General features: G+C 62.5%; 19 protein-coding genes. 14 read left to right on the forward strand and 5 right to left on the reverse strand.

The window, feature by feature from the left end; translation table 11 throughout:
- Nucleotides 1-9: 9 nt before the first annotated feature.
- The 3 genes from HFO99_RS27710 (at nucleotide 10) to amn (ending at nucleotide 2,476) form a co-directional block, all read left to right on the forward strand.
- Nucleotides 10-348 (forward strand): DUF2147 domain-containing protein, encoded by a 339-nt coding sequence (locus HFO99_RS27710; RefSeq protein WP_222252738.1) that lies wholly within the window; start codon nucleotides 10-12, stop codon nucleotides 346-348.
- Nucleotides 349-620: 272 nt separating this feature from the next.
- On the forward strand, nucleotides 621-800 hold the full coding sequence (locus HFO99_RS27715; RefSeq protein WP_018071015.1) for a hypothetical protein: 180 nt from the start codon (nucleotides 621-623) through the stop codon (nucleotides 798-800).
- A 173-nt stretch (nucleotides 801-973) separates the two neighbouring features.
- Nucleotides 974-2,476, forward strand: coding sequence for an AMP nucleosidase (amn, locus tag HFO99_RS27720; protein ID WP_064250282.1), 1,503 nt, complete (start codon nucleotides 974-976; stop codon nucleotides 2,474-2,476).
- Nucleotides 2,477-2,522: 46 nt separating this feature from the next.
- Here the strand turns inward: amn and HFO99_RS27725 are convergent, their stop codons facing one another.
- Nucleotides 2,523-2,690 (reverse strand): hypothetical protein, encoded by a 168-nt coding sequence (locus tag HFO99_RS27725; protein ID WP_222364858.1) that lies wholly within the window; start codon nucleotides 2,688-2,690, stop codon nucleotides 2,523-2,525.
- 155 nt (nucleotides 2,691-2,845) lie between these two features.
- Here HFO99_RS27725 and HFO99_RS27730 point away from each other — a divergent pair, with 155 nt between their 5' ends.
- Genes HFO99_RS27730 through HFO99_RS27745 form a run of 4 tightly spaced genes read left to right on the forward strand, consistent with a single transcriptional unit; the run spans nucleotide 2,846 to nucleotide 5,170 of the window.
- Nucleotides 2,846-3,196: a YciI family protein gene (locus HFO99_RS27730; protein ID WP_222364860.1), complete on the forward strand. Its 351-nt coding sequence runs from the start codon at nucleotides 2,846-2,848 to the stop codon at nucleotides 3,194-3,196.
- Nucleotides 3,197-3,208: 12 nt separating this feature from the next.
- Nucleotides 3,209-3,568 (forward strand): YciI family protein, encoded by a 360-nt coding sequence (locus HFO99_RS27735; protein WP_222310320.1) that lies wholly within the window; start codon nucleotides 3,209-3,211, stop codon nucleotides 3,566-3,568.
- 2 nt (nucleotides 3,569-3,570) lie between these two features.
- Nucleotides 3,571-3,930: a YciI family protein gene (locus HFO99_RS27740; protein ID WP_222364862.1), complete on the forward strand. Its 360-nt coding sequence runs from the start codon at nucleotides 3,571-3,573 to the stop codon at nucleotides 3,928-3,930.
- Nucleotides 3,931-3,940: 10 nt separating this feature from the next.
- Nucleotides 3,941-5,170, forward strand: coding sequence for an RNA polymerase sigma factor (locus HFO99_RS27745; protein ID WP_222364864.1), 1,230 nt, complete (start codon nucleotides 3,941-3,943; stop codon nucleotides 5,168-5,170).
- Here the strand turns inward: HFO99_RS27745 and HFO99_RS27750 are convergent.
- Nucleotides 5,160-6,128 carry a lysylphosphatidylglycerol synthase domain-containing protein gene (locus HFO99_RS27750; protein WP_222364866.1) on the reverse strand — a complete coding sequence of 323 codons (969 nt, stop codon included), beginning with the start codon at nucleotides 6,126-6,128 and terminating at the stop codon, nucleotides 5,160-5,162. The two genes, HFO99_RS27745 and HFO99_RS27750, sit on opposite strands and share 11 nt — an antisense overlap.
- 174 nt (nucleotides 6,129-6,302) lie before the next feature.
- On the opposite strand from HFO99_RS27750, the gene HFO99_RS27755 reads away from it, so the two are divergent.
- The 4 genes from HFO99_RS27755 to HFO99_RS27770 all read left to right on the forward strand — a co-directional run bounded on the left by HFO99_RS27755 (nucleotide 6,303) and on the right by HFO99_RS27770 (nucleotide 11,949).
- Complete coding sequence (locus tag HFO99_RS27755) at nucleotides 6,303-7,796, forward strand: ArnT family glycosyltransferase (protein WP_222365012.1); 1,494 nt, start codon at nucleotides 6,303-6,305, stop codon at nucleotides 7,794-7,796.
- Between the two features lie 135 nt (nucleotides 7,797-7,931).
- On the forward strand, nucleotides 7,932-8,948 hold the full coding sequence (locus tag HFO99_RS27760) for a glycosyltransferase family 2 protein (protein ID WP_222252732.1): 1,017 nt from the start codon (nucleotides 7,932-7,934) through the stop codon (nucleotides 8,946-8,948).
- Between the two features lie 12 nt (nucleotides 8,949-8,960).
- Entirely contained in the window at nucleotides 8,961-10,460 is a 1,500-nt protein-coding gene (locus HFO99_RS27765; RefSeq protein WP_222364868.1) for a glycosyltransferase family 39 protein, read from the forward strand.
- 1 nt (nucleotide 10,461) lies between these two features.
- Complete coding sequence (locus tag HFO99_RS27770; protein ID WP_222332866.1) at nucleotides 10,462-11,949, forward strand: ArnT family glycosyltransferase; 1,488 nt, start codon at nucleotides 10,462-10,464, stop codon at nucleotides 11,947-11,949.
- A 6-nt stretch (nucleotides 11,950-11,955) separates the two neighbouring features.
- On the opposite strand, the gene HFO99_RS27775 is transcribed toward HFO99_RS27770, so the two are convergent.
- On the reverse strand, nucleotides 11,956-13,323 hold the full coding sequence (locus HFO99_RS27775; RefSeq protein ID WP_222364870.1) for an aspartate aminotransferase family protein: 1,368 nt from the start codon (nucleotides 13,321-13,323) through the stop codon (nucleotides 11,956-11,958).
- A gap of 82 nt (nucleotides 13,324-13,405) precedes the next feature.
- Between HFO99_RS27775 and HFO99_RS27780 the strand changes: the two genes are divergently transcribed.
- The gene (locus HFO99_RS27780) at nucleotides 13,406-14,758 is read left to right on the forward strand and encodes a glutamine synthetase family protein (RefSeq protein ID WP_222364872.1); all 1,353 of its coding nucleotides are present in this window, start codon (nucleotides 13,406-13,408) and stop codon (nucleotides 14,756-14,758) included.
- A gap of 17 nt (nucleotides 14,759-14,775) precedes the next feature.
- On the opposite strand, the gene HFO99_RS27785 is transcribed toward HFO99_RS27780, so the two are convergent.
- Complete coding sequence (locus HFO99_RS27785; RefSeq protein ID WP_222364874.1) at nucleotides 14,776-15,720, reverse strand: diacylglycerol/lipid kinase family protein; 945 nt, start codon at nucleotides 15,718-15,720, stop codon at nucleotides 14,776-14,778.
- 300 nt (nucleotides 15,721-16,020) lie between these two features.
- Between HFO99_RS27785 and HFO99_RS27790 the strand changes: the two genes are divergently transcribed.
- Nucleotides 16,021-17,247 (forward strand): MFS transporter, encoded by a 1,227-nt coding sequence (locus tag HFO99_RS27790; protein WP_222364876.1) that lies wholly within the window; start codon nucleotides 16,021-16,023, stop codon nucleotides 17,245-17,247.
- Here the strand turns inward: HFO99_RS27790 and HFO99_RS27795 are convergent.
- Nucleotides 17,206-17,610, reverse strand: coding sequence for a winged helix-turn-helix transcriptional regulator (locus HFO99_RS27795; RefSeq protein ID WP_222364878.1), 405 nt, complete (start codon nucleotides 17,608-17,610; stop codon nucleotides 17,206-17,208). The two genes, HFO99_RS27790 and HFO99_RS27795, sit on opposite strands and share 42 nt — an antisense overlap.
- Nucleotides 17,611-17,713: 103 nt before the next feature.
- Here HFO99_RS27795 and HFO99_RS27800 point away from each other — a divergent pair, with 103 nt between their 5' ends.
- Nucleotides 17,714-18,727, forward strand: a complete 1,014-nt coding sequence (locus HFO99_RS27800; RefSeq protein ID WP_222364880.1) for a zinc-binding alcohol dehydrogenase family protein — start codon at nucleotides 17,714-17,716, stop codon at nucleotides 18,725-18,727.
- Nucleotides 18,728-18,909: the final 182 nt, after the last annotated feature.

Below are 18,909 nucleotides of genomic sequence, written 5' to 3' on the forward strand. Positions count from 1 at the left end.
GAGGAAAAGATGATCCGCAGCTTCGTTCTCGCCAGCATGATTGCAGTGATCGCGGGTATCGCGCATGCCGAGGAGCCGATCGTCGGCAACTGGAAGACGGCCGCCGGCGATACGGCGGTGATCGCATCCTGCGGCGGCAGTTATTGCGTGACGCTGAAGACCGGCAAATATGCCGGCCGAAAGATCGGCACGCTTGCGGGAACCGGCGGCAGCTATGCCGGTGAGATCACCGACCCGGCCGCCGAGAAGACCTATAGCGGCGCAGGCAAGGTTTCCGGCAATTCGCTGAGGATGCAGGGCTGCGTGACGAAGGTCCTCTGCAAATCGCAGACCTGGACGCGGCTCTGAGGCCATAGGCGCCTGCGCAACGATCCCAAATGCAGAAGCATGCCGACGACGCGGCGGCATGCTTCGAAGCCCCTTGCGGCCTCCTCCGCTAGGCCACCCGGCGAAGTCGAATGGCGTCGAACTTCCCCGGCGAACCCTTCCTGATCCTCTCCGCAACCTGACCGACCCTGCCCAGCAAGCTGAACGGCTGATGAACCGGCATCTCAGCACTCGTTCAGCCGTCGCATGCCAAAACTCTTCTCACGATAGAGTTGCGTATCGGGGACAAGGGGATGAACATCTATATTCTGGCAAGACGCTTTAGCATCATCACGCTGTTTGCAGCGATCTTCGCGATCACGTTTTCGGCGGTCGTGGTGCATAATGGCGGCGGCGGTGCGCAGTCGCATTTCGGGGCAAGCTACACCTGCCTGGAGAGAAACGGTACCTTCTGCGCGCCCACGGTGCGGTAACAAAAGCGCGTCGTGCGATGCGCTTTAAGTCTCTGGTTTATGCATGTCGTGTCCCAAAACCGCTGCGCATTTTTGGGCGACAGGCATTCGCACCAGACCGGCAAGAGGATAAAAAATCGGAATCCGCCAGCGCGCGTCGTTTGCTTGTCAAAAACAACTCTCTATAATGCGTCATGAACAAACGAATCTCCCCCTTGTCGCCCCTCGACATATCCTCTCCACCACCTTTCCAGCCTGAGAGTTTCGATGATCCCGCCAAGGCGGTCGAGACGCTGACGGCGCTTTACGAGCGCAATACGGCGTTCCTGATCGAGAGCTTCACCGAACTTGCACAGGGTGCTCCGATCTCCTCGCGCTACCGCGCTTTTTATCCGCAGGTCAGCATCGAGACGACAAGCTTCGGTCATGTCGATTCCCGCCTTTCCTACGGCCATGTCACGGCACCCGGCATCTATACGACGACCGTCACCCGGCCGAAGCTCTTCAAGCACTATCTGAAGGAGCAGCTGGCGCTTTTGATGAAGAGCCACAATGTTCCCGTCATCGTTTCGGAATCGGCGACGCCGATCCCCCTGCACTTCGCCTTCGGCGAGGGTGCGCATGTGGAAGCATCGACGACAGCATTCGTCGACGTTCCGATGCGCGATATCTTCGACACGCCCGATCTCAACACCACCGACGACGAGATCGCCAACGGCGAATATATCCCACCGCCGGGAGAGCCCTCGCCGCTCGCGCCGTTCACCGCGCAACGTATCGACTATTCGCTCGCCCGATTGTCGCATTATACGGCGACACATGCCGAGCATTTCCAGAATTTCGTGCTGTTTACGAACTACCAGTTCTATATCGACGAGTTCTGCAGCTGGGCGCGCAAGCTGATGGCGGAGGGCGGTGACGGCTATACCGCCTTCGTCGAACCCGGCAATGTCGTCACCCTTCCCGGCTCGAACGCGCCGGAGACGGACGCCACCCTCACCCGCCTGCCGCAAATGCCGGCCTACCATCTGAAGAAGAAGGGCCATGCCGGGATCACCATGATCAATATCGGCGTCGGCCCCTCCAACGCCAAGACGATCACCGACCACGTCGCCGTACTGCGCCCGCATGCCTGGCTGATGCTCGGCCACTGCGCCGGTCTTCGCAACAGCCAGCGGCTCGGCGATTATGTTCTCGCCCATGCCTATATGCGCGAGGACCATGTTCTCGACGACGACCTGCCGGTCTGGGTGCCGATCCCGGCGCTGGCCGAAGTGCAGGTGGCGCTCGAAGCCGCCGTTGCCGAAATCACCGGCTATGAGGGTTTCGAGCTGAAGCGCATCATGCGCACCGGCACCGTCGGCACGATCGACAACCGCAACTGGGAACTGCGCGACCAGCGCGGGCCGGTGAAGCGGCTTTCCCAGGCGCGCGCAATCGCGCTCGACATGGAATCGGCGACGATCGCCGCCAACGGTTTTCGCTTCCGCGTGCCCTATGGCACGCTGCTCTGCGTCTCCGACAAGCCGTTGCACGGCGAACTGAAGCTGCCGGGCATGGCAACGGCCTTCTACCGCACGCAGGTCAACCAGCACCTGCAGATCGGCATCCGCGCCGTCCAGAAGCTTGCCGCCATGCCGAAGGAAGCGCTGCATTCACGCAAGCTGCGCAGCTTCTTCGAAACGGCCTTCCAATAAGATATCAGGCGCGGCCCGGCCTTGTCCGCCTGGCCGCGCACTGTTCTCAAGCGCTTGCGGCAAGCTGCAGCGCTTCGATCAGGCCGGCAAACGCCGCCAGCACGATCACAGTCCTCACCAGCACTTTTATCACCTCTGCATTCTCAACCGGCGGCATCGTGCACGCGCCACGTGTGACGATCAGATGCGCTATTCCGATTTCAAACATGCTCATTGCTCCATCTCCTCGATGTTGTCAGACGAAGCTTTGTCGAGCGCTGCCTCGGCCTTTCGACATTGCGATCGACGAAAAGATTTTTTTCTTCCCTGTCGAAAAGCGCCTAGGCTGTTCGTCAAAGGGCTGTGAAAGCACAGTACGGAGGACAAGGAATGAAATATCTTTGCCAGGTCTGGTTCGACGGCACAGTGCTGTCGGCCATGTCGCAGGAAGAGAAGAACAAGCTCGGCCGGGATTCCCTCGCCTACGACCGCGATCTTGCCGACAGCGGTCATATGATCGTTGCCCAGGCGCTGCAGTCGCCGCAATCGGCGGTCACGGTTCGTGTGCGCGGTGGCGAGATGTCGGTCACCGACGGTCCCTTTATCGAGACGAAGGAGGCGCTTGGCGGCTTCATTTTGATCGACGCCAAGGACCTCAATGACGCGATCCGTGTTGCGGCCGGCATTCCGCTGGCAAAGCTTGGCGCGATCGAGGTTCGCCCCATCCATGAATTCGGCTGAGGAGGTGACGCCATGAAGTTTCTGGGCCAGATCTGGTTCGATACCGAAAAGAGCAAGCGGGTTACTCCAGAGGAATGGGAGACCGTCACCCAAGAATGCATCGTCAGCGACGACAGCTGGCGCGAAAGCGGCCATATGTTGAGCGCGCTGGCGCTCTACGAGCCGGAGCAGGCCGTGACGCTCAGGGTTCGCAATGGCACCATTGCCGCGACGGACGGTCCTTTCGCCGAAATCAAGGAGCATCTCGGCGGCTTCGTTGTGATCGATGCCAGGGATATGGAGGAAGCGAAGGCGATCATTTCCACCTTCCCGATCCTCAAATATGCATCGATCGAAATCCGGCCCGCCTATTCGATCAAGGATGGGAGATAGCCATGCGCTTCGTCTGCCTCATCTATAATTCCGCCGATACGGACGGCACACTCAGCCAGGCCGAGGGCGACGAGCTCGTCAGGGCGCATTTCCAGTATGACGTGGAACTTCAGCGCAAAGGCATCATGATCCATTCCGATGCATTGGAAGGTCCTGACTGTGCCTCTGTGTTGAGGGTGCGCGATGGCACTCTGTCTTCGACCGACGGCCCCTATATCGAGACCAAGGAACATCTGGCCGGCATCTACATCATCGAGGCGGCCGATCTGGAAGATGCACGCGAGGTCGTTGCGGGCATTCCGAGCGTCCGGGTCGGGTCGATCGAATTGCGCCCGGTGAGACTGCTCACCCTGCCGCAGTGAGGGTCGGCCCTTGAGACAGGTGATCGAGAATATCTACCGACAACATTCGCGCCGGGTTCTGGCGACGCTGATCCGCCTGCTCGGCGATTTCGACCGGGCAGAGGAAGCGCTGCACGATGCTTTTGCGGCGGCGGCGCGGACATGGCCGGTTGACGGCATGCCCAACAATCCCGTCGCCTGGCTGGTTTCGACCGGCCGCTTCAAGGCGATCGACCACCTCAGGCGGCGGGCGCGCTTCAACGCCTCGCTGCAGCATATCGAAGACGGCCTTTATCCTGATGGCAGAGAAGCGGAGATCGGCGACATGGAACCGATCGAGGACGACATGCTGCGGCTGATCTTCATCTGCTGCCATCCGGCTCTTGCTGCCGATGCACAGACCGCGATGGCGCTGCGCGAGGTCTGCGGATTGACCACGGAAGAGATTGCCCATGCCTTCCTGGTGCCGGCGCCGACCGTCGCGCAGCGCATCGTGCGCGCCAAAAACCGCATCAGGACGGAGAATATCCCTTATGAAGTACCAGTCGGGGCGGAGCTTCCGGAGCGTCTCGACCGGGTGCTGCACGTCATCTACCTCGTCTTCAACGAGGGCTATTCGGCATCCTCAGGCAACACGATCGTCCGCGCCGACCTGACAGCCGAGGCGATCCGGCTAGCGCGGCTGCTGGCAACCCTGCTGCCGCATCCGGATGTCGCAGGCCTGCTGTCACTGCTGCTCCTGCAGGAGTCGCGCCGTGCTGCCCGGCAGGATGCCGATGGCGCGCTGGTGCTGCTTGCCGATCAGGATCGCTCGCGCTGGGACCGAAGCAAGATTTCAGAAGGGCTTTCGCTGCTCGCAAGCGCCATGCGCGCGCCTGATATCGGCGTCTATACGGTCCAGGCGGCGATCGCGGCGGAACACGTGAAGACCGGCAGCACCGAGGAAACGGACTGGCGGCGCATCGCCTTCTATTACGACCTGCTGATTGCCGCCCACCCTTCAGCAATTGCCGAGCTCAACCGCGCCGTGGCAATCGCCATGTCCGAGGGGCCGGGAAAAGGACTGGCGCTTGTCGACGCCATTCTCGGCAAGGGGGAATTGACGACCTATCACCTCGCCCATTCGGCGCGGGCGGATTTTCTGCGCCGGCTCGGTCGCCGGGCCGAGGCGATTCAAGCTTACGAGACGGCGCTGACATTCTGCCGACAGGAGCCGGAACAGGTCTTTTTGCGCAAGCGCATTCTGGAGCTTACGACCTAGCCTTGCCGCGGCGGCCGACGGGAAGCGAGATGGCGGTTCCAGTCAGGGCCGAGACGATGATGAGCAGGTGGGCATTGACGCTCGCCTGCGCCAGCGCGGCCAAGGCCAGCCGCCCGCTCGAGGCGCCCAAGGCAATGGCGCCGGCAGTGATGCCGGCCGGATAGGTGCCGACGCCGCCTGGCGCATGCATCGGCAGCACCGAGGAGAGCTCGCCGCCAAGCGCGCCGCCGAAGCTTGCCGCGATTGGCAGCACCCCCATCAGCCCAAGTGCCCATGCCAGCACCATCACCTTCACCAGCCAGTTGACGATGGTCATAGCCCAGGCGCGCGCAAAGGCGATGGCATCGAGCGGCAGGCCGTTTTCAATCTCGGCGACGAATTTCTGCGCTTTGTTCGGCAGCAGCCTGGCGGCAAGGCGCAGCAGCGGCTTGCGGGCGGCGAAAGCCGCGACCGGCAGCAACAGGAAGACTGTCCAGAGCGACCAGGCGACAGCGGCATCGGCTGAAGCGACGGCGAAGCCGATGCCGGCGGCGGCCAGGAGGGCGTGCAGGTCGAGCAGCCGCATGACGAACAGCGCCGAGGTTGCGCGCGTCAGCGGAATGCCGAATTCGGTGCGCATCAGCAGCGGAAAGCTGGTCTCGCCGGTGCGGAAGGGAAGCATGATGTTCAGCAGATTGTGGATCTGCGTGACGCGGAAGAGGACCGCGAACCGGCCAGCCGTTTCCTTCGGAAAATAATCATAGATGCGCCAGGTGCGCAGGAAATAGGTGCTCGTCAGAGCCACGAGCGCACCGATCACCGGACCGGCACCGACATCGGCCCACTGCCTGATGATAACGGGCCAACCCCAGAACCATTGGATGAAGAGGCCATAGGCTGCGACGATGACGACCGTCAGAACGGTCATGCGATTGCGCATAAACCAGGATTGCCGGCTTTCAACGATCGAACTCTTCATGTAGTAGGCATTCCTCGCTTGGCGTCGTCATAGGCATCGGTTCCGTCGCCAGGCCTTTTAGGAGAAATGAAGGTTGCGCACAACGGCGGAGTTGATGGCGGCGGCGGCGGACACGCTTCCACGCCGACGATCCCAGCGGCCGTGATGGCGCTTTGCAGGCTTGACGTGGAGACGATGTTGGAGCGGATTACCAAAAGCATTACGAGCGCAAGCATTTTTCTGGCAGGCTATTTCCTGCTGAACATCGCGCTTCGCATCGCCTTGCCGCATACGCTCGATCTCGACGAGGCGGAGCAATCCTTTTACTCGCAATACCTGCTTGCCGGCTACGGCTCGCAGCCGCCCTTCTACAACTGGATCCAATATGCCATCGTTTCGGTGACCGGCATATCGATGTGGGTGCTCTCGGTGCCCAAGAACATCATTCTCTTCGGCTCCTATCTCTTCTACGGGCTTGCTGCCCGCGAGGTGCTGAAGAGCCGGTCGCTCGCAGCCGTCGCCATGCTGAGCCTGATTACCCTGCCGCAGGTCGGTTTGATGGCGCAGCGCGAATTGACGCATACCGTCGCGCTGCTGTTTGCAACGTCGCTCTTCCTCTTCGGCTTTTTCCGCACGCTGCGCCAGCCGACGATCGGGAGCTATCTCATCATCGGCATCGCCACCGGCATCGGCCTGATCTCGAAGTATAATTTTGCCATCCTGCCGGCCGCCGCCCTGATCGCCGCGCTGCCGGAGCGGGAGTGGCGCAACCGTCTCATCGACTGGCGTTTGCTGCCGGCGGCCGTCCTTGCCATTCTGATCGTGCTGCCGCATGCGCTCTGGCTGCCCGACAATCTCGTCAGCGCCTCTGCGCCGACGCTGGAGCGGATGACCGCCGAACACCTGGCCCCGGCCGGCCTCCCCCGCATCGGGCAAGGACTGTTATCTCTCATCATCGCCGTCCTCGGCTTCGTGGCATTGCCGATCGTTGTCATCGCGGCCGCCTTCCGGCGCGACTTCTTTCGCGCGCTCTCCTCTTCCAGCCCGATGATCCGGGTAATCGAGCGGATGATGGTCGTCAGCCTGCTCGCCTTCGTCGGCGTGGTCCTCTTCGCCGGCGCGAGCGATATCCACGAGCGCTGGCTCGACCCATGCCTGCTCGTCCTGCCGATCTACCTGTTCCTGAAATTGAAAACCGCAGGTCTCGATCTTTCCGCCGGTCTTGCGCGCTTCCGGCCGGTGGTGCCGGTCTTCATGGTCGTCATCCTGTCGATCCTTCTTTTCCGGATCGTCGGCATTCAATACATCGGCACTTATACGAGAACGAACGTTCCCTTTTCCGGTTACGTGGCCGAATTGACCGCGACCCGCAAGCCGGTTCTCATCGTGGCGGGAACCAAGTTCGTGGCCGGCAACATGCGGCTGGAGTTTCCCGACGTTCCCGTCGTGATCCCGTTCTTCCCCGGTCCCGGAGTTCCTGAATATGCGGACGCGAAGGGACCGGTGCTCGTTATCTGGCGCGGCGATACCGCAGATGACCCGACAATTTCCCCCGATTTCGCCAACGATCTCGTGAGATCGGGCATTCATCTGCAGCAGTTGAACACGCTGACGCTGCCCTATCTCTTCGGTGACGGCAAACGCAGCTTCTCCATTGGTTACTCCTGGGTGGAGGGCGGCGCCAAATAGCGCCCAGGCAGAACAGCCGATTGCGGGAAACCGCCATTGCCGCTGGCAACCAGCCGACACTTCATGTAGTAGCCTTCCGCAAGTGCGGCGGCAGCAGTAAAGCTTGCTTGGCCGTCCGGCCTTTTGGAGATGAAGTTGCAGACAACGGTAGAGCCCATTCGCGGTACGAATGATCCGGTACAATCGCTCGAGCTGTCGCTGGTCGTACCCATTTTCAACGAAGAGGAAAGCGTCGGTCCGCTTGTCGAGCGTGTCGTGGCTGCGATGCTCAGCTACGCCCATCCCTGGGAGCTGATCCTCGTCGATGACGGCAGCACGGATGCGACGCTCGTAAATGCCCGCAAGTACGTCGGACGCGAGGGGTTGGCGCTCAGGATCGTCGAACTCCAGCGCAACTTTGGCCAGACTGCCGCCATGCAGGCAGGCATTGATACTGCCCGAGGCCGTCTGATCGCGACGATGGACGGCGACCTGCAGAACGACCCGAAGGACATTCCCTCGATGGTCTCCGAGCTGGAACGGCGTGAACTCGACCTCTTGGTCGGCTGGCGCAAGAATCGCAAGGACGGTCTGTTCCTGCGCAAGATCCCCTCCTGGTGCGCCAACTACCTGATCGGCCGCATCACGGGCGTCAAGCTGCATGATTACGGCTGCAGCCTGAAGATCTACCGTGCCTCGATCATCAGACAGGTAAAGCTGATGGGCGAAATGCACCGCTTCATCCCCGCCTGGGTCGCCGGTGTCGTCCCGAGCTCGCGCATCGGCGAGATGGCCGTCACCCACCATGCCCGCGAGCACGGCGTTTCGAAATACGGCATCTCGCGCACCTTTCGCGTCATCCTCGATCTGCTGTCGGTGATGTTCTTCATGCGCTACAAGGCGCGGCCGGGGCATTTCTTCGGTTCGCTCGGTCTCGGCCTCGGCGCGCTCGCCATGCTGATCCTGCTCTATCTCGGCTTCGACAAGTTCATCTTGGGCAACGATATCGGCACGCGCCCGATGCTGATGGTCGGCGTCGTGCTGCTGCTGTCGTCGGTGCAGATGATCACAACCGGCATCCTGGCAGAAATGATCGCGCGTACCTATTACCGCGACGACGCTTCTCCGAATTATATCGTGCGGCAGATCTTCGACGATCAAAGCCAAGCCTAAGCCGGCAGCACGATGCTGGAGCGCGCGACGAGTACGATCAGAACCGCGGGCCTGCTGCTTGCCGCCTATTTCGTGCTCAACATCGCGCTGCGCATCGCGCTTCCGCATTCGCTGGAGCTCGATGAAGCCGAGCAGTCTTTCTTCTCGCAATATCTGCTGGCAGGCTACGGCCCGCAGCCGCCCTTCTACAACTGGATGCAATATGCCGTCGTTTCGGTGACGGGCATGTCGATCGGCGCGCTGATCGTTCCGAAGAACATTCTGCTGTTCCTATCCTATCTCTTCTATGGCCTCGCCGGACGGCGCGCGCTGAAGAACGAGGCGCTTGCTGCCGTCGGCATGCTGGCGCTGCTCACCCTGCCCCAGGTCTCCTACATGGCCCAGCAGGACCTGACCCACACGACGGCGCTGCTCTTTGCCAGCTCGCTGTTTCTCTACGGCTTCTTCCGCACGCTCGACCGGCCGGATATCGGCAGCTATCTCCTGCTCGGGCTCGCGACCGGCATCGGGCTGATCTCGAAATATAACTTCGCGCTGATGCCTGTCGTCTCCTTGATCGCCATCCTGCCCGATGCCGAATGGCGGCGCAGGGCGCTCGACTGGCGCATGCTGGCCGCGATCACTGTCGCGCTCGTCATCGTCCTGCCGCACGCGCTCTGGCTGCAAGGCAATCTCGCATTCGCCTCCTCCGACACTCTGGTCAAGATGGCCGCCGGCAGCGAACCGGCCGGCGCCGTGCGGATCGGCAAAGGTCTTCTCGCCTTTCTCGTCTCCATCATCGCCTTTGCGGCGCTGCCGGTCGTGATCTTCGCCGCCACCTTCCGCCGGGATTTTGTCCGGGCGCTTTCTGCGGGCAATCGCTGGACTGGGATGATGGAGCGGATGATGCTCGCAAGCCTCGCCGGCATCGTTCTGATCGTGTTGTTCACCGGCTCCACGACGGTGCGCGAGCGCTGGCTCGACCCGTTCCTGCTGGTGCTGCCGATCTATTTCCTGGCGAAGATGCAGGCGGCCGGGCTCGACCTTTTCGCCGGATTGCGCCGATTCCGGCAGGTCGCGCCGGTGCTGATGGCCTGCGTGCTGATCGCACTCGGCTTTCGTGTCGTCGGCGCCGGGCTGATCGGCACCTACAGCAGGCCGAATGTGCCGATGGCGGGTTTTTCGCGCGAGATGACGCGACAGGCGCAACCGGCGCTGGTGATCGCTTCCGACACCTATATCGGCGGAAACATGCGGCTGCAATTTCCCGATGTGCCGGTGGTGATTCCGGATTTTCCGACACCCGGCATTCCGGCCTATGCCGAGGCCAAGGGGCCGGTGCTGATCGCCTGGCGCGGCAAGAAGACGGCGACGGCTGCGGATGCGGTCATGCCGGAGCGGTTTTCATCAGCGCTGACGGCGGCCGGCATCGCGCTGCAGGAGATCGGCTCGCTCTCGCTTCCCTATTATTTCGGCCGCCAGGGCGATAATTTCGCGCTCGGCTACGCCTGGGTTCGGCCGGAGACCAGATAGAATGACCGAGACCAACCGTCGCGACATCAGTTGGGTTTTCGTCCTGCTGGCGGCCTATTTCGCGCTTCAGGTCGGCGTGCGGCTCGCAACCTCGCACTCGCTCGATCTCGACGAGGCCGAACAGGCCTTCCGCTCGCAATGGCTTGCCGCTGGCTACGGCCCGCAGCCGCCCTTCTACAATTGGCTGCAACACACCGTCTTCCAGTTTGCCGGCGTCTCGCTTGCCGCCCTTTCTATCGTGAAGAACCTTCTGCTCTTCATCTCTTACGTGCTGTATGGCCTGACCGCGCGGCTCGTGCTGCGCGACAAGGCGCTGGTGGCGATCGCCACACTCGGGCTGCTGACCATCCCGCAGATGGCTTTCGAGATGCAGCGCGACCTGACGCACACGGTCGCGGTGTTCTTCTCGGCCAGCATCTTCTTCTACGGCTTCATTCGCAGCCTGAAGCAGCCAAGCCTTGGCTCCTATCTCATCGCCGGCATCGGCATCGGTTTCGGCCTGCTTGCCAAATATAATTTTGCGATCCTGCCGGCGGCAGCCCTGATCGCCGCGCTTTCGGATGCGCGCCTGCGGCCGCGGATCTTCGACTGGCGGCTGGTGCTGACGGCGGCAGTGGCGCTCGTCATCATCCTGCCGCATCTCTTCTGGCTGAAGGACAATCTCGATTTCGCCACCGCACGCACCCTGGAGAAGATGACCGCGAGCGGCGATGCGAGCTACCTCACGCAGGTCGCCATGGGCGTCAGTTCACTGGCTCTCGCCACCATCAGCTTTGCCGGATTGACCGTGGCGGTGTTTGCGCTCGTCTTCGGCAAGAGCCTTCGTCCGGCACTGGCGGCCGGTTCGGAATGGACGCGGCTGCTCGAGCGGATGATGCTCGTCTTCTTGGCCGGCATTCTGCTTCTGATTGTCTTCGGCGGTGCTGCCGGCATCAAGGATCGCTGGCTGGTGCCGATGCTCTTCATCCTGCCGCTCTATTTCTGCCTGAAGATCGAGGCCGCAGGCGTCACGACAGACAGAGCGTTCCGGCGTTTTAAACCCATCCTCGCCGTGATCATGATCGGCGTGCTGGCGGCCCTTTACGGGAGCGTCGCGACTGCGCGCTTTACCGGCCATTACGAACGGCTGAACAGGCCCTATGCCGGTATGCTGGAAACATTGCGCAAACAGGCCGAGCCGGCGGCGATTCTTGCCGGCGACAGCCTGCTTGCCGGCAATCTCAGACAGGATATTCCCGGTGTGCCGATCCTCTCCATGGATTATCCCGGCTTCAACCCGGATCTTACCAGCCGGCGACCGCTTCTCCTGGTGTGGCTTCTCCCGCAGAAGGGAGGAAGCGAAGCGCTTCCACCGGCCATGGCTCAATGGCTGCAGACCAATCTCGGCGTGTCCGCACCGCAGGCGTCGGTGATCGACGTGCCCTATGTCTATGGACGCGGCAAGGACAGCTACCGTTTCGGCTACGCCTGGGTCAACCAGCCGGGCTGAGCGGCATCAGGATTTCAGCTCCTTCCAGGCCAAATCCAGCGCCAGCCTGGTAATCCTCGCCATCTCGTCCACCTCGGCGTGGCTGATGACGAGAGGCGGCGAGGCGAGCATGCGGTCGCCGGTGGCGCGCAGCACGAGGCCGTTCGCCAGCGCGTGGTTGCGCACCAGCGCACCGACCTGATCGGGCTTGGCATAGCGGGTCCGCGTGCTCTTCTCGGCGGCGAGCTGCAGGCCGCCCATCAGGCCGACACTATCGGCCTCGCCGACCAGATCATGTTCGGCGAGCGCTGCCCAGGCCCTGCCGAAATAGGGGCCGATATCGTCGCGCACCCGTTCGACCAGTCTTTCCTCCTCGATAATGCGCAGGTTCTCGAGTGCGGCGGCGGCGCAGACCGGGTGCCCGGAATAGGTGAAGCCGTGGTTGAAGTCGCCGACATCGTTGATCAGCACATCGGCGATGCGGTCGCTGACGAGCACGCCGCCGATCGGCAGGTAGCCGGAGGAAAGCCCCTTGGCGATCGGCGCCAGATCGGGTTCGACGCCGAAATACTGGTGGCCGAACCAGGCGCCCAGCCGGCCGAAACCGCAGATCACCTCGTCGGTCACCAGCAGGATATTACGCGCCTTGCAGATGCGGTCGATCTCCGGCCAGTAGGTCTCGGGCGGGATGATGACGCCGGCAGCGCCCTGCACCGGCTCGGCGACGAAGGCGGCAACATTCTCCGCGCCGAGTTCATCGATCTTCGCTTCGAGCTCGCGGGCAACCTTGAGACCGAATTCGGCGGGTGAGAGATCGCCGCCATCTCCATACCAATAGGGCTGGCCGATATGGACGATGCCCGGGATCGGCAGGTCGCCCTGCTCATGCATGTATTTCATGCCGCCGAGGCTGGCGCCGGCGACGGTCGAACCGTGATAGCCGTTCTTTCTCGATATGACGATCTTCTTCGACGGTTTGCCGATGGCGCTCCAGTAGACGCGCGCCATGCGGAACCAGGTGTCGTTCGCCTCCGAGCCGGAGCCGGTAAAGAAGATATGGTTGAAACGCTCGCCGGCATGGGATGTGACCTTCTGCGCCAACAGCGTCGCCGGCGTCGAGGTCGTGCCGAAGAAGGTGTTGTAATAGGGCAGCTCGTTCATCTGCCTGGTGGCGGCATCGGCGATCTCCCGGCGGCCATAGCCAATATTGACGCACCAGAGGCCGGCGAAGCCATCGAGATATTTCCTGCCGTGATTGTCGAAGATGTAAACGCCCTCGCCGCGCTGGATGATGCGCGCGCCCTCGGCATTCAGCTTCTTCATGTCGGCGAAGGGATGCAGGTGGTGCGCGGCGTCGATCGCGGCAAGGTTCGAGGGTGGGTAAGTATCGGGCATGATTGGTAAAGACCCTCGCGGATTGAAAGGCTGATGTCGATGAGATAGGAGCTTGGCCTTGTCCCGGAGGAATTTCAAGGTCATGGCAAGCGACAGGATGGACGGCAAGGCCGACGGCGGCGATCCGCGCTTCGAGATCCTGATCGTCGGCATGAACGGCGACCTGCGCGGCAAGCAGCTTCTGCCCGGCGCCGAAGACAAGGTCTGGGCCGGAGATATCCGCCTGCCGACCTCGACGCAATCGCTCGACATCTGGGGCGACGACAATGACGACATCACCGGCCTGTCGCTGACGATCGGCGATCCTGACGGCAGGGTCGTCCCCGACCGGCGCAGCCTGGCGCCGATGCCCTGGGCGCCCGAGGGCTCGATGCAGGTGCTCGCCACCATGCACGAATTCGACGGCAGCCCGAGCTTCATGGATCCGCGCGCCATCCTCGCTTCGGTGCTGGAGCGCTATGCGGCGCGCGGGCTGACGCCCGTCGTCGCCACCGAGCTGGAATTCTACGTGATGTCGGGAGACTGGCGCGAAACCGGACGCCCCTGCCCGCCCGAAAGCCTCACCTATCGCGGCGAACCGAACGGTTTCCAGCTCTACGACATGAGCGCCGTCGACGCGCTCGACGGCTATTTGCAGACGCTGAGGGCCTATGCGAGAGCGCAGGACCTGCCGGCGGACGCAATGACGGCGGAGTTCGGCCCGGGCCAGTTCGAGGTCAACCTGCTGCACCGCGCGGACGCGCTGGCTGCCGCCGACGATTGCCTTTATCTCAAGCGCATCGCCGAACAGGCGGCGCGCCGCCACGGGCTGAAATCGACCTGCATGGCCAAGCCCTATTCCGAACATGCCGGCTCCGGCCTGCATGTACATGCGAGCATCATCGACGGGCAAGGCCGCAACATCCTCGATGCCAAAGGCGGCGAGCCGAAGCTCATCAAATCGGTGATATCAGGCCTGCTCGACACCATGCGCGCGGCGCAGCTGATCTTCGCCCCCTTCGCCAATTCCTACCGGCGCTTCCAGCCCGGCTCGTTCGCGCCTGTCGATCTGACCTGGGGCAGCGGCCATCGCGGCACGGCGATCCGCATACCTGACAAGGATGGGCCGGCCGCTCGCATCGAACACCGCGTCGCCGGCGCCGACGCCAATCCCTATCTGCTGCTGGCGGCGATCCTCGGCGGCATGCTCACCGGTCTCGACGGCGAACTCGACCCCGGCGAAGAGACGACGCCCTCGCACATACCTGCGAATACGGCGCGGCTGACGCATGATTTCCTGAGCGCCGTCGACACCTTCCGCACCTCGCCCTTCATCGCCGATATCTTCGGCGCGCGTTATCAGGCGCTCTACGGCGACACCAAGCGCAAGGAAGCGCTCGCGCATCTGCGCACCGTTTCGGATTTCGACTACCGCACCTATCTGCCGCGGCTCTGAAATTACGCGGGGCCGACTTACGCGGCGGGCTCGCGGCGTTCGCTGGCGTCCACCTGCGCGGCGAGACCCTGTTTGACGAGAACCTTCAATTCGCCCGGATGCAACCGGATCGAGACGTCACGTTCGAGCGGCAGCAGTTCGCCGTCCATGACGCAATTGGCCTTGGAGCGCAGTTTGGGGAAATGCAAGTGCACTTCGGCCGGGTGCATCACCATGACATCGGCATTCTCGCGGACCTTGCCGCGCAGCATGTCGATAGCGAGACGGGCGACGCCGAGAGGCTTCAGCGGATTTGCCGTGTAGAAGCCGAGTTCGCCGCTTGTCAAATTATCGGCGTAAAGCAGCGCGTTCTCGCCGAAGGGATTGTTGGAGACTGAGATCGCCGACACTCTGCGGCGCTCGCGCATGCCGGCAGCCTCGAACTCGACCTCGAATTCCGGCGGATTGAAGATGACGCCCAAAGCCGCCTTCGTGCTCGCCCGCATCTTGCCCAGCCGAGACCGATAGCTGTAGGCGTTGCGGTAGCGCACCATGCGGGCATGCAGGCCGGCGGAAAACTGGTGGATGAAGGGCCGGCCGTTGGCGCTGGCGATATCGACATTGTCGATCTCGCCGGAGGCAAGCACATCGAGCGCCTGCCAGATATCGAGCGGCACACGCAGCGAGCGGGCAAAGAGGTTCATCGTGCCGGCAGGCACGACGCCGAGCGCAATGCCGTTTTTCCAGGCGATCGATGCCGCCGCCGAAATCGTGCCGTCGCCGCCGCCGGCGACGATGCCGTCAATATCATCGCGCTTGGCCGCCCGCTCCATGGCGGGAATGATTTCCTTTCCGGAGAAGACGATAGCGTCGAAATCGTGCCCCGCTTCGCGGAAAGCCGCCTCCGCCCTCTTCTCATAGGCCAGCATGTCGGTGGTCTTGAAGGTCCCGCCGTCGCGATTGAAAAAGCCTACAAGCTTCATGAGGGCTCCCGTCTCGGGCGCGGAATTGCTCCTGCCTCGCCCCTGAGATGGTTGCGATATCGGCGATTTCAAGCGCAGCCATCCTTCCGGAGAAAGGGCAGAAATGCAAAAATTGCAATAGACGTATGCACATAGCAGGACGCTGCACTGCAAAAAATGCACTCGACGGCAGCCGAGACCTCACGGATAGATAGCGTATCGGAGACACCGTCTCCACCTCCCGCCATCCCACCGATCGGCTCGCGGCCGCGCCTGCGCCAGGGGCCATTTGCCAAGCAGAAACCGCCTCGAGGAGCTCTCGTGAGTGAGATTGCCGCCGATATTTCAGTCGATAGCCAGGATGAAGCGCTGCCGTCGGCAATGACCGTGGCGCTGGTTCAGCTGGCGCTCGCCTGCGGCGGCTTCGGCATCGGCACCGGCGAATTCGCGATCATGGGGCTGCTGCCCAATGTTGCCGAAACCTTCTCGGTCACCACGCCGCAGGCCGGTTACGTCATCAGCGCCTATGCGCTCGGCGTCGTCGTCGGCGCACCGGTCATTGCCGTGCTCGCCGCGAAGATGGCGCGCCGCACGCTGCTTTTGATGCTGATGCTGATCTTTGCCGCCGGCAATATATCGAGCGCCATGGCGCCGACCTTCGAAAGCTTCACGCTGCTGCGTTTCGTCAGCGGCCTGCCGCACGGCGCCTATTTCGGCGTCGCGGCCCTTGTCGCAGCCTCGATGGTGCCGGTGCATCGCCGCGCCCGTGCCGTCGGCCGCGTCATGCTCGGCCTGACCGTTGCGACCCTTCTCGGCACGCCGTTGACGACCTTCTTCGGCCAGTCGCTCGACTGGCAGGTGGCGTTTTTCTCGGTCGGCGTGCTCGGCCTGCTGACGGTGGCGCTGATCTGGTTCTACGTTCCGAAGGACAGGGTTTCCGAGGAGGCTGGCTTCCTGCGCGAACTCGGCGCCTTCCGCCGGCCGCAGGTGTGGCTGACGCTCGGCATCGCCGCCGTCGGTTACGGCGGCATGTTCGCGATGTTCAGCTATATCGCCTCGACGACCACTGAGGTGGCGATGCTGCCGGAAACGGCCGTTCCGATCATGCTGGTCCTCTTCGGGGTCGGGATGAATGCGGGCAATTTCATCGGCTCGTGGCTCGCCGACAAATCGCTGCTCGGCACGATCGGCGGGTCGCTGGTCTATAATATCGTCGTGCTGACCACCTTCTCGCTGACCGCCGCCAATCCCTATATGCTGGGGCTTTCCGTTTTCCTCGTCGGCTGCGGTTTTGCCGCCGGCCCCGCGCTGCAGACACGGCTGATGGATGTCGCCGCCGACGCGCAGACGCTTGCGGCCGCTTCCAACCATTCCGCGTTCAACATCGCCAATGCGATCGGCGCCTGGCTCGGTGGTCTCGTCATCGCCGGGGGTTACGGTTTTGCGGCAACCGGTTATGTCGGTGCGGCACTATCCTTCCTCGGCCTCTTCGTCTTTGCAGCCTCGCTACGCCTCGAGCGCCGCGACCGGAGCGCGCAGGCCGTCTGAGGCCAGGCGCAGCTCGCGGCCTTCCGGGCTGCAGAAGACATAATCGTCACCCCAGGCGGCCAACGCCTGGATGACAGGCCTCAGCGTCAAGCCGAGCGGCGTCATTGCATATTCGACCCTTGGCGGCACGACCGGATAGACGGTGCGTGATACCAGGCCGGATTCTTCCAGTTCACGCAGCTGCTTGGTCAGCATGCGCTGGGTCACGGCCGGCAGCTTACGCCGCAATTCGTTGAAGCGCAGGGTTCCTTGCATCAGGTGAAAGAGGATCACACCCTTCCACTTCCCGTCGAGGTAAGTCAGCGTCGCTTCGACCGGGCAGCCGGGGAAATTCTTGACGAGCTTGGCGCGCGGCAATGACATTTTACAGTATCCTTTTGGGTACTACGTACAGAATTTGTGCATTCTTGCGTTGTCGGACCATAGTGCGCATCTAGCTTCCGTGCAACGAACACAGGAGTTTCCCATGCGCGCCGTCGCCTATAAAACGCCCCAGCCGATTTCCGCCGAGACCTCGCTGATCGATGTCGAGCTGCCGATGCCGGAGGCCAAGGGCCACGATCTGCTCGTCGAAATCAAAGCCGTTTCGGTCAATCCCGTCGATGTGAAGGTGCGCGCCCATTCCGCACCGCCCGCGGGCGAGCTCAAGGTGCTTGGTTGGGATGCCGCCGGCATCGTCAAGGCCATCGGCGCCGATGTCACCCTGTTCAAGCCCGGCGACGAGGTGTTCTATTCCGGCGTCATCAGCCGCCCGGGCAGCAATGCAGAATTTCATCTCGTCGACGAGCGGATCGCCGGCGCCAAACCGAAGAGCCTCGATTTCGCTGCTGCGGCCGCCCTGCCGCTGACCTCGATCACGGCCTACGAAGCACTGTTCGACCGGCTGAAAGTACAGGACGCGGTTTCGGGAGGGGGACGCTCCATCCTGATCATCGGCGGGGCCGGCGGCGTCGGCTCGATCGCCATTCAGATCGCCCGGGCATTGACCGATCTGACGGTGATCGCCACGGCCTCGCGACCGGAAACGCAGGATTGGGTGAAGGAACTCGGCGCGCATCACGTCGTCGACCATTCCAAACCGATCGCGCCTGAGGTAGCAGCGCTCGGCATCGGCGCGCCGGGGTTTATATTCTCGACCACCAATACCGACAGCCATATCGGCGACATCGTCGAAGCGATTGCGCCGCAGGGCCGCTTCGCGCTGATCGACGATCCGAAGACGCTCGACATTGTGCCCTTCAAGCGCAAGGCGGTCTCCGTTCATTGGGAGCTGATGTTCACCCGCCCGCTCTACGGCACGCCTGACATGATCGAGCAGCACAAGCTGCTGAACAGGATTTCCGAGCTCGTCGACGCCGGAAAGATCCGCACCACGCTTTCAGAGATCGTCGGGCCGATCAATGCGGTAAACCTTAAGACGGCGCATGCCATGGTCGAAAGCGGCAGGATGAAGGGCAAGGCGGTGCTTGCAGGATTCTGAGATCGCAGCCCACAGGCCGGTGTTTTTCGGAGCCACAAGATCTGCAAGCCTTACCCGCTTGGCCATACCCGCCTGGATGCCGCATCGCGGGGTGCGGCATTCTGGCGTTAAGCATTTACCCCGCTTGACTTTTTCCGCATTCGGGACCACCTAGCATTCACGTGGATGACACTCGTCAGCCA

Origin of the sequence: Rhizobium leguminosarum, assembly GCF_019798305.1 — a bacterium.
Taxonomy (GTDB): domain Bacteria; phylum Pseudomonadota; class Alphaproteobacteria; order Rhizobiales; family Rhizobiaceae; genus Rhizobium; species Rhizobium leguminosarum_U.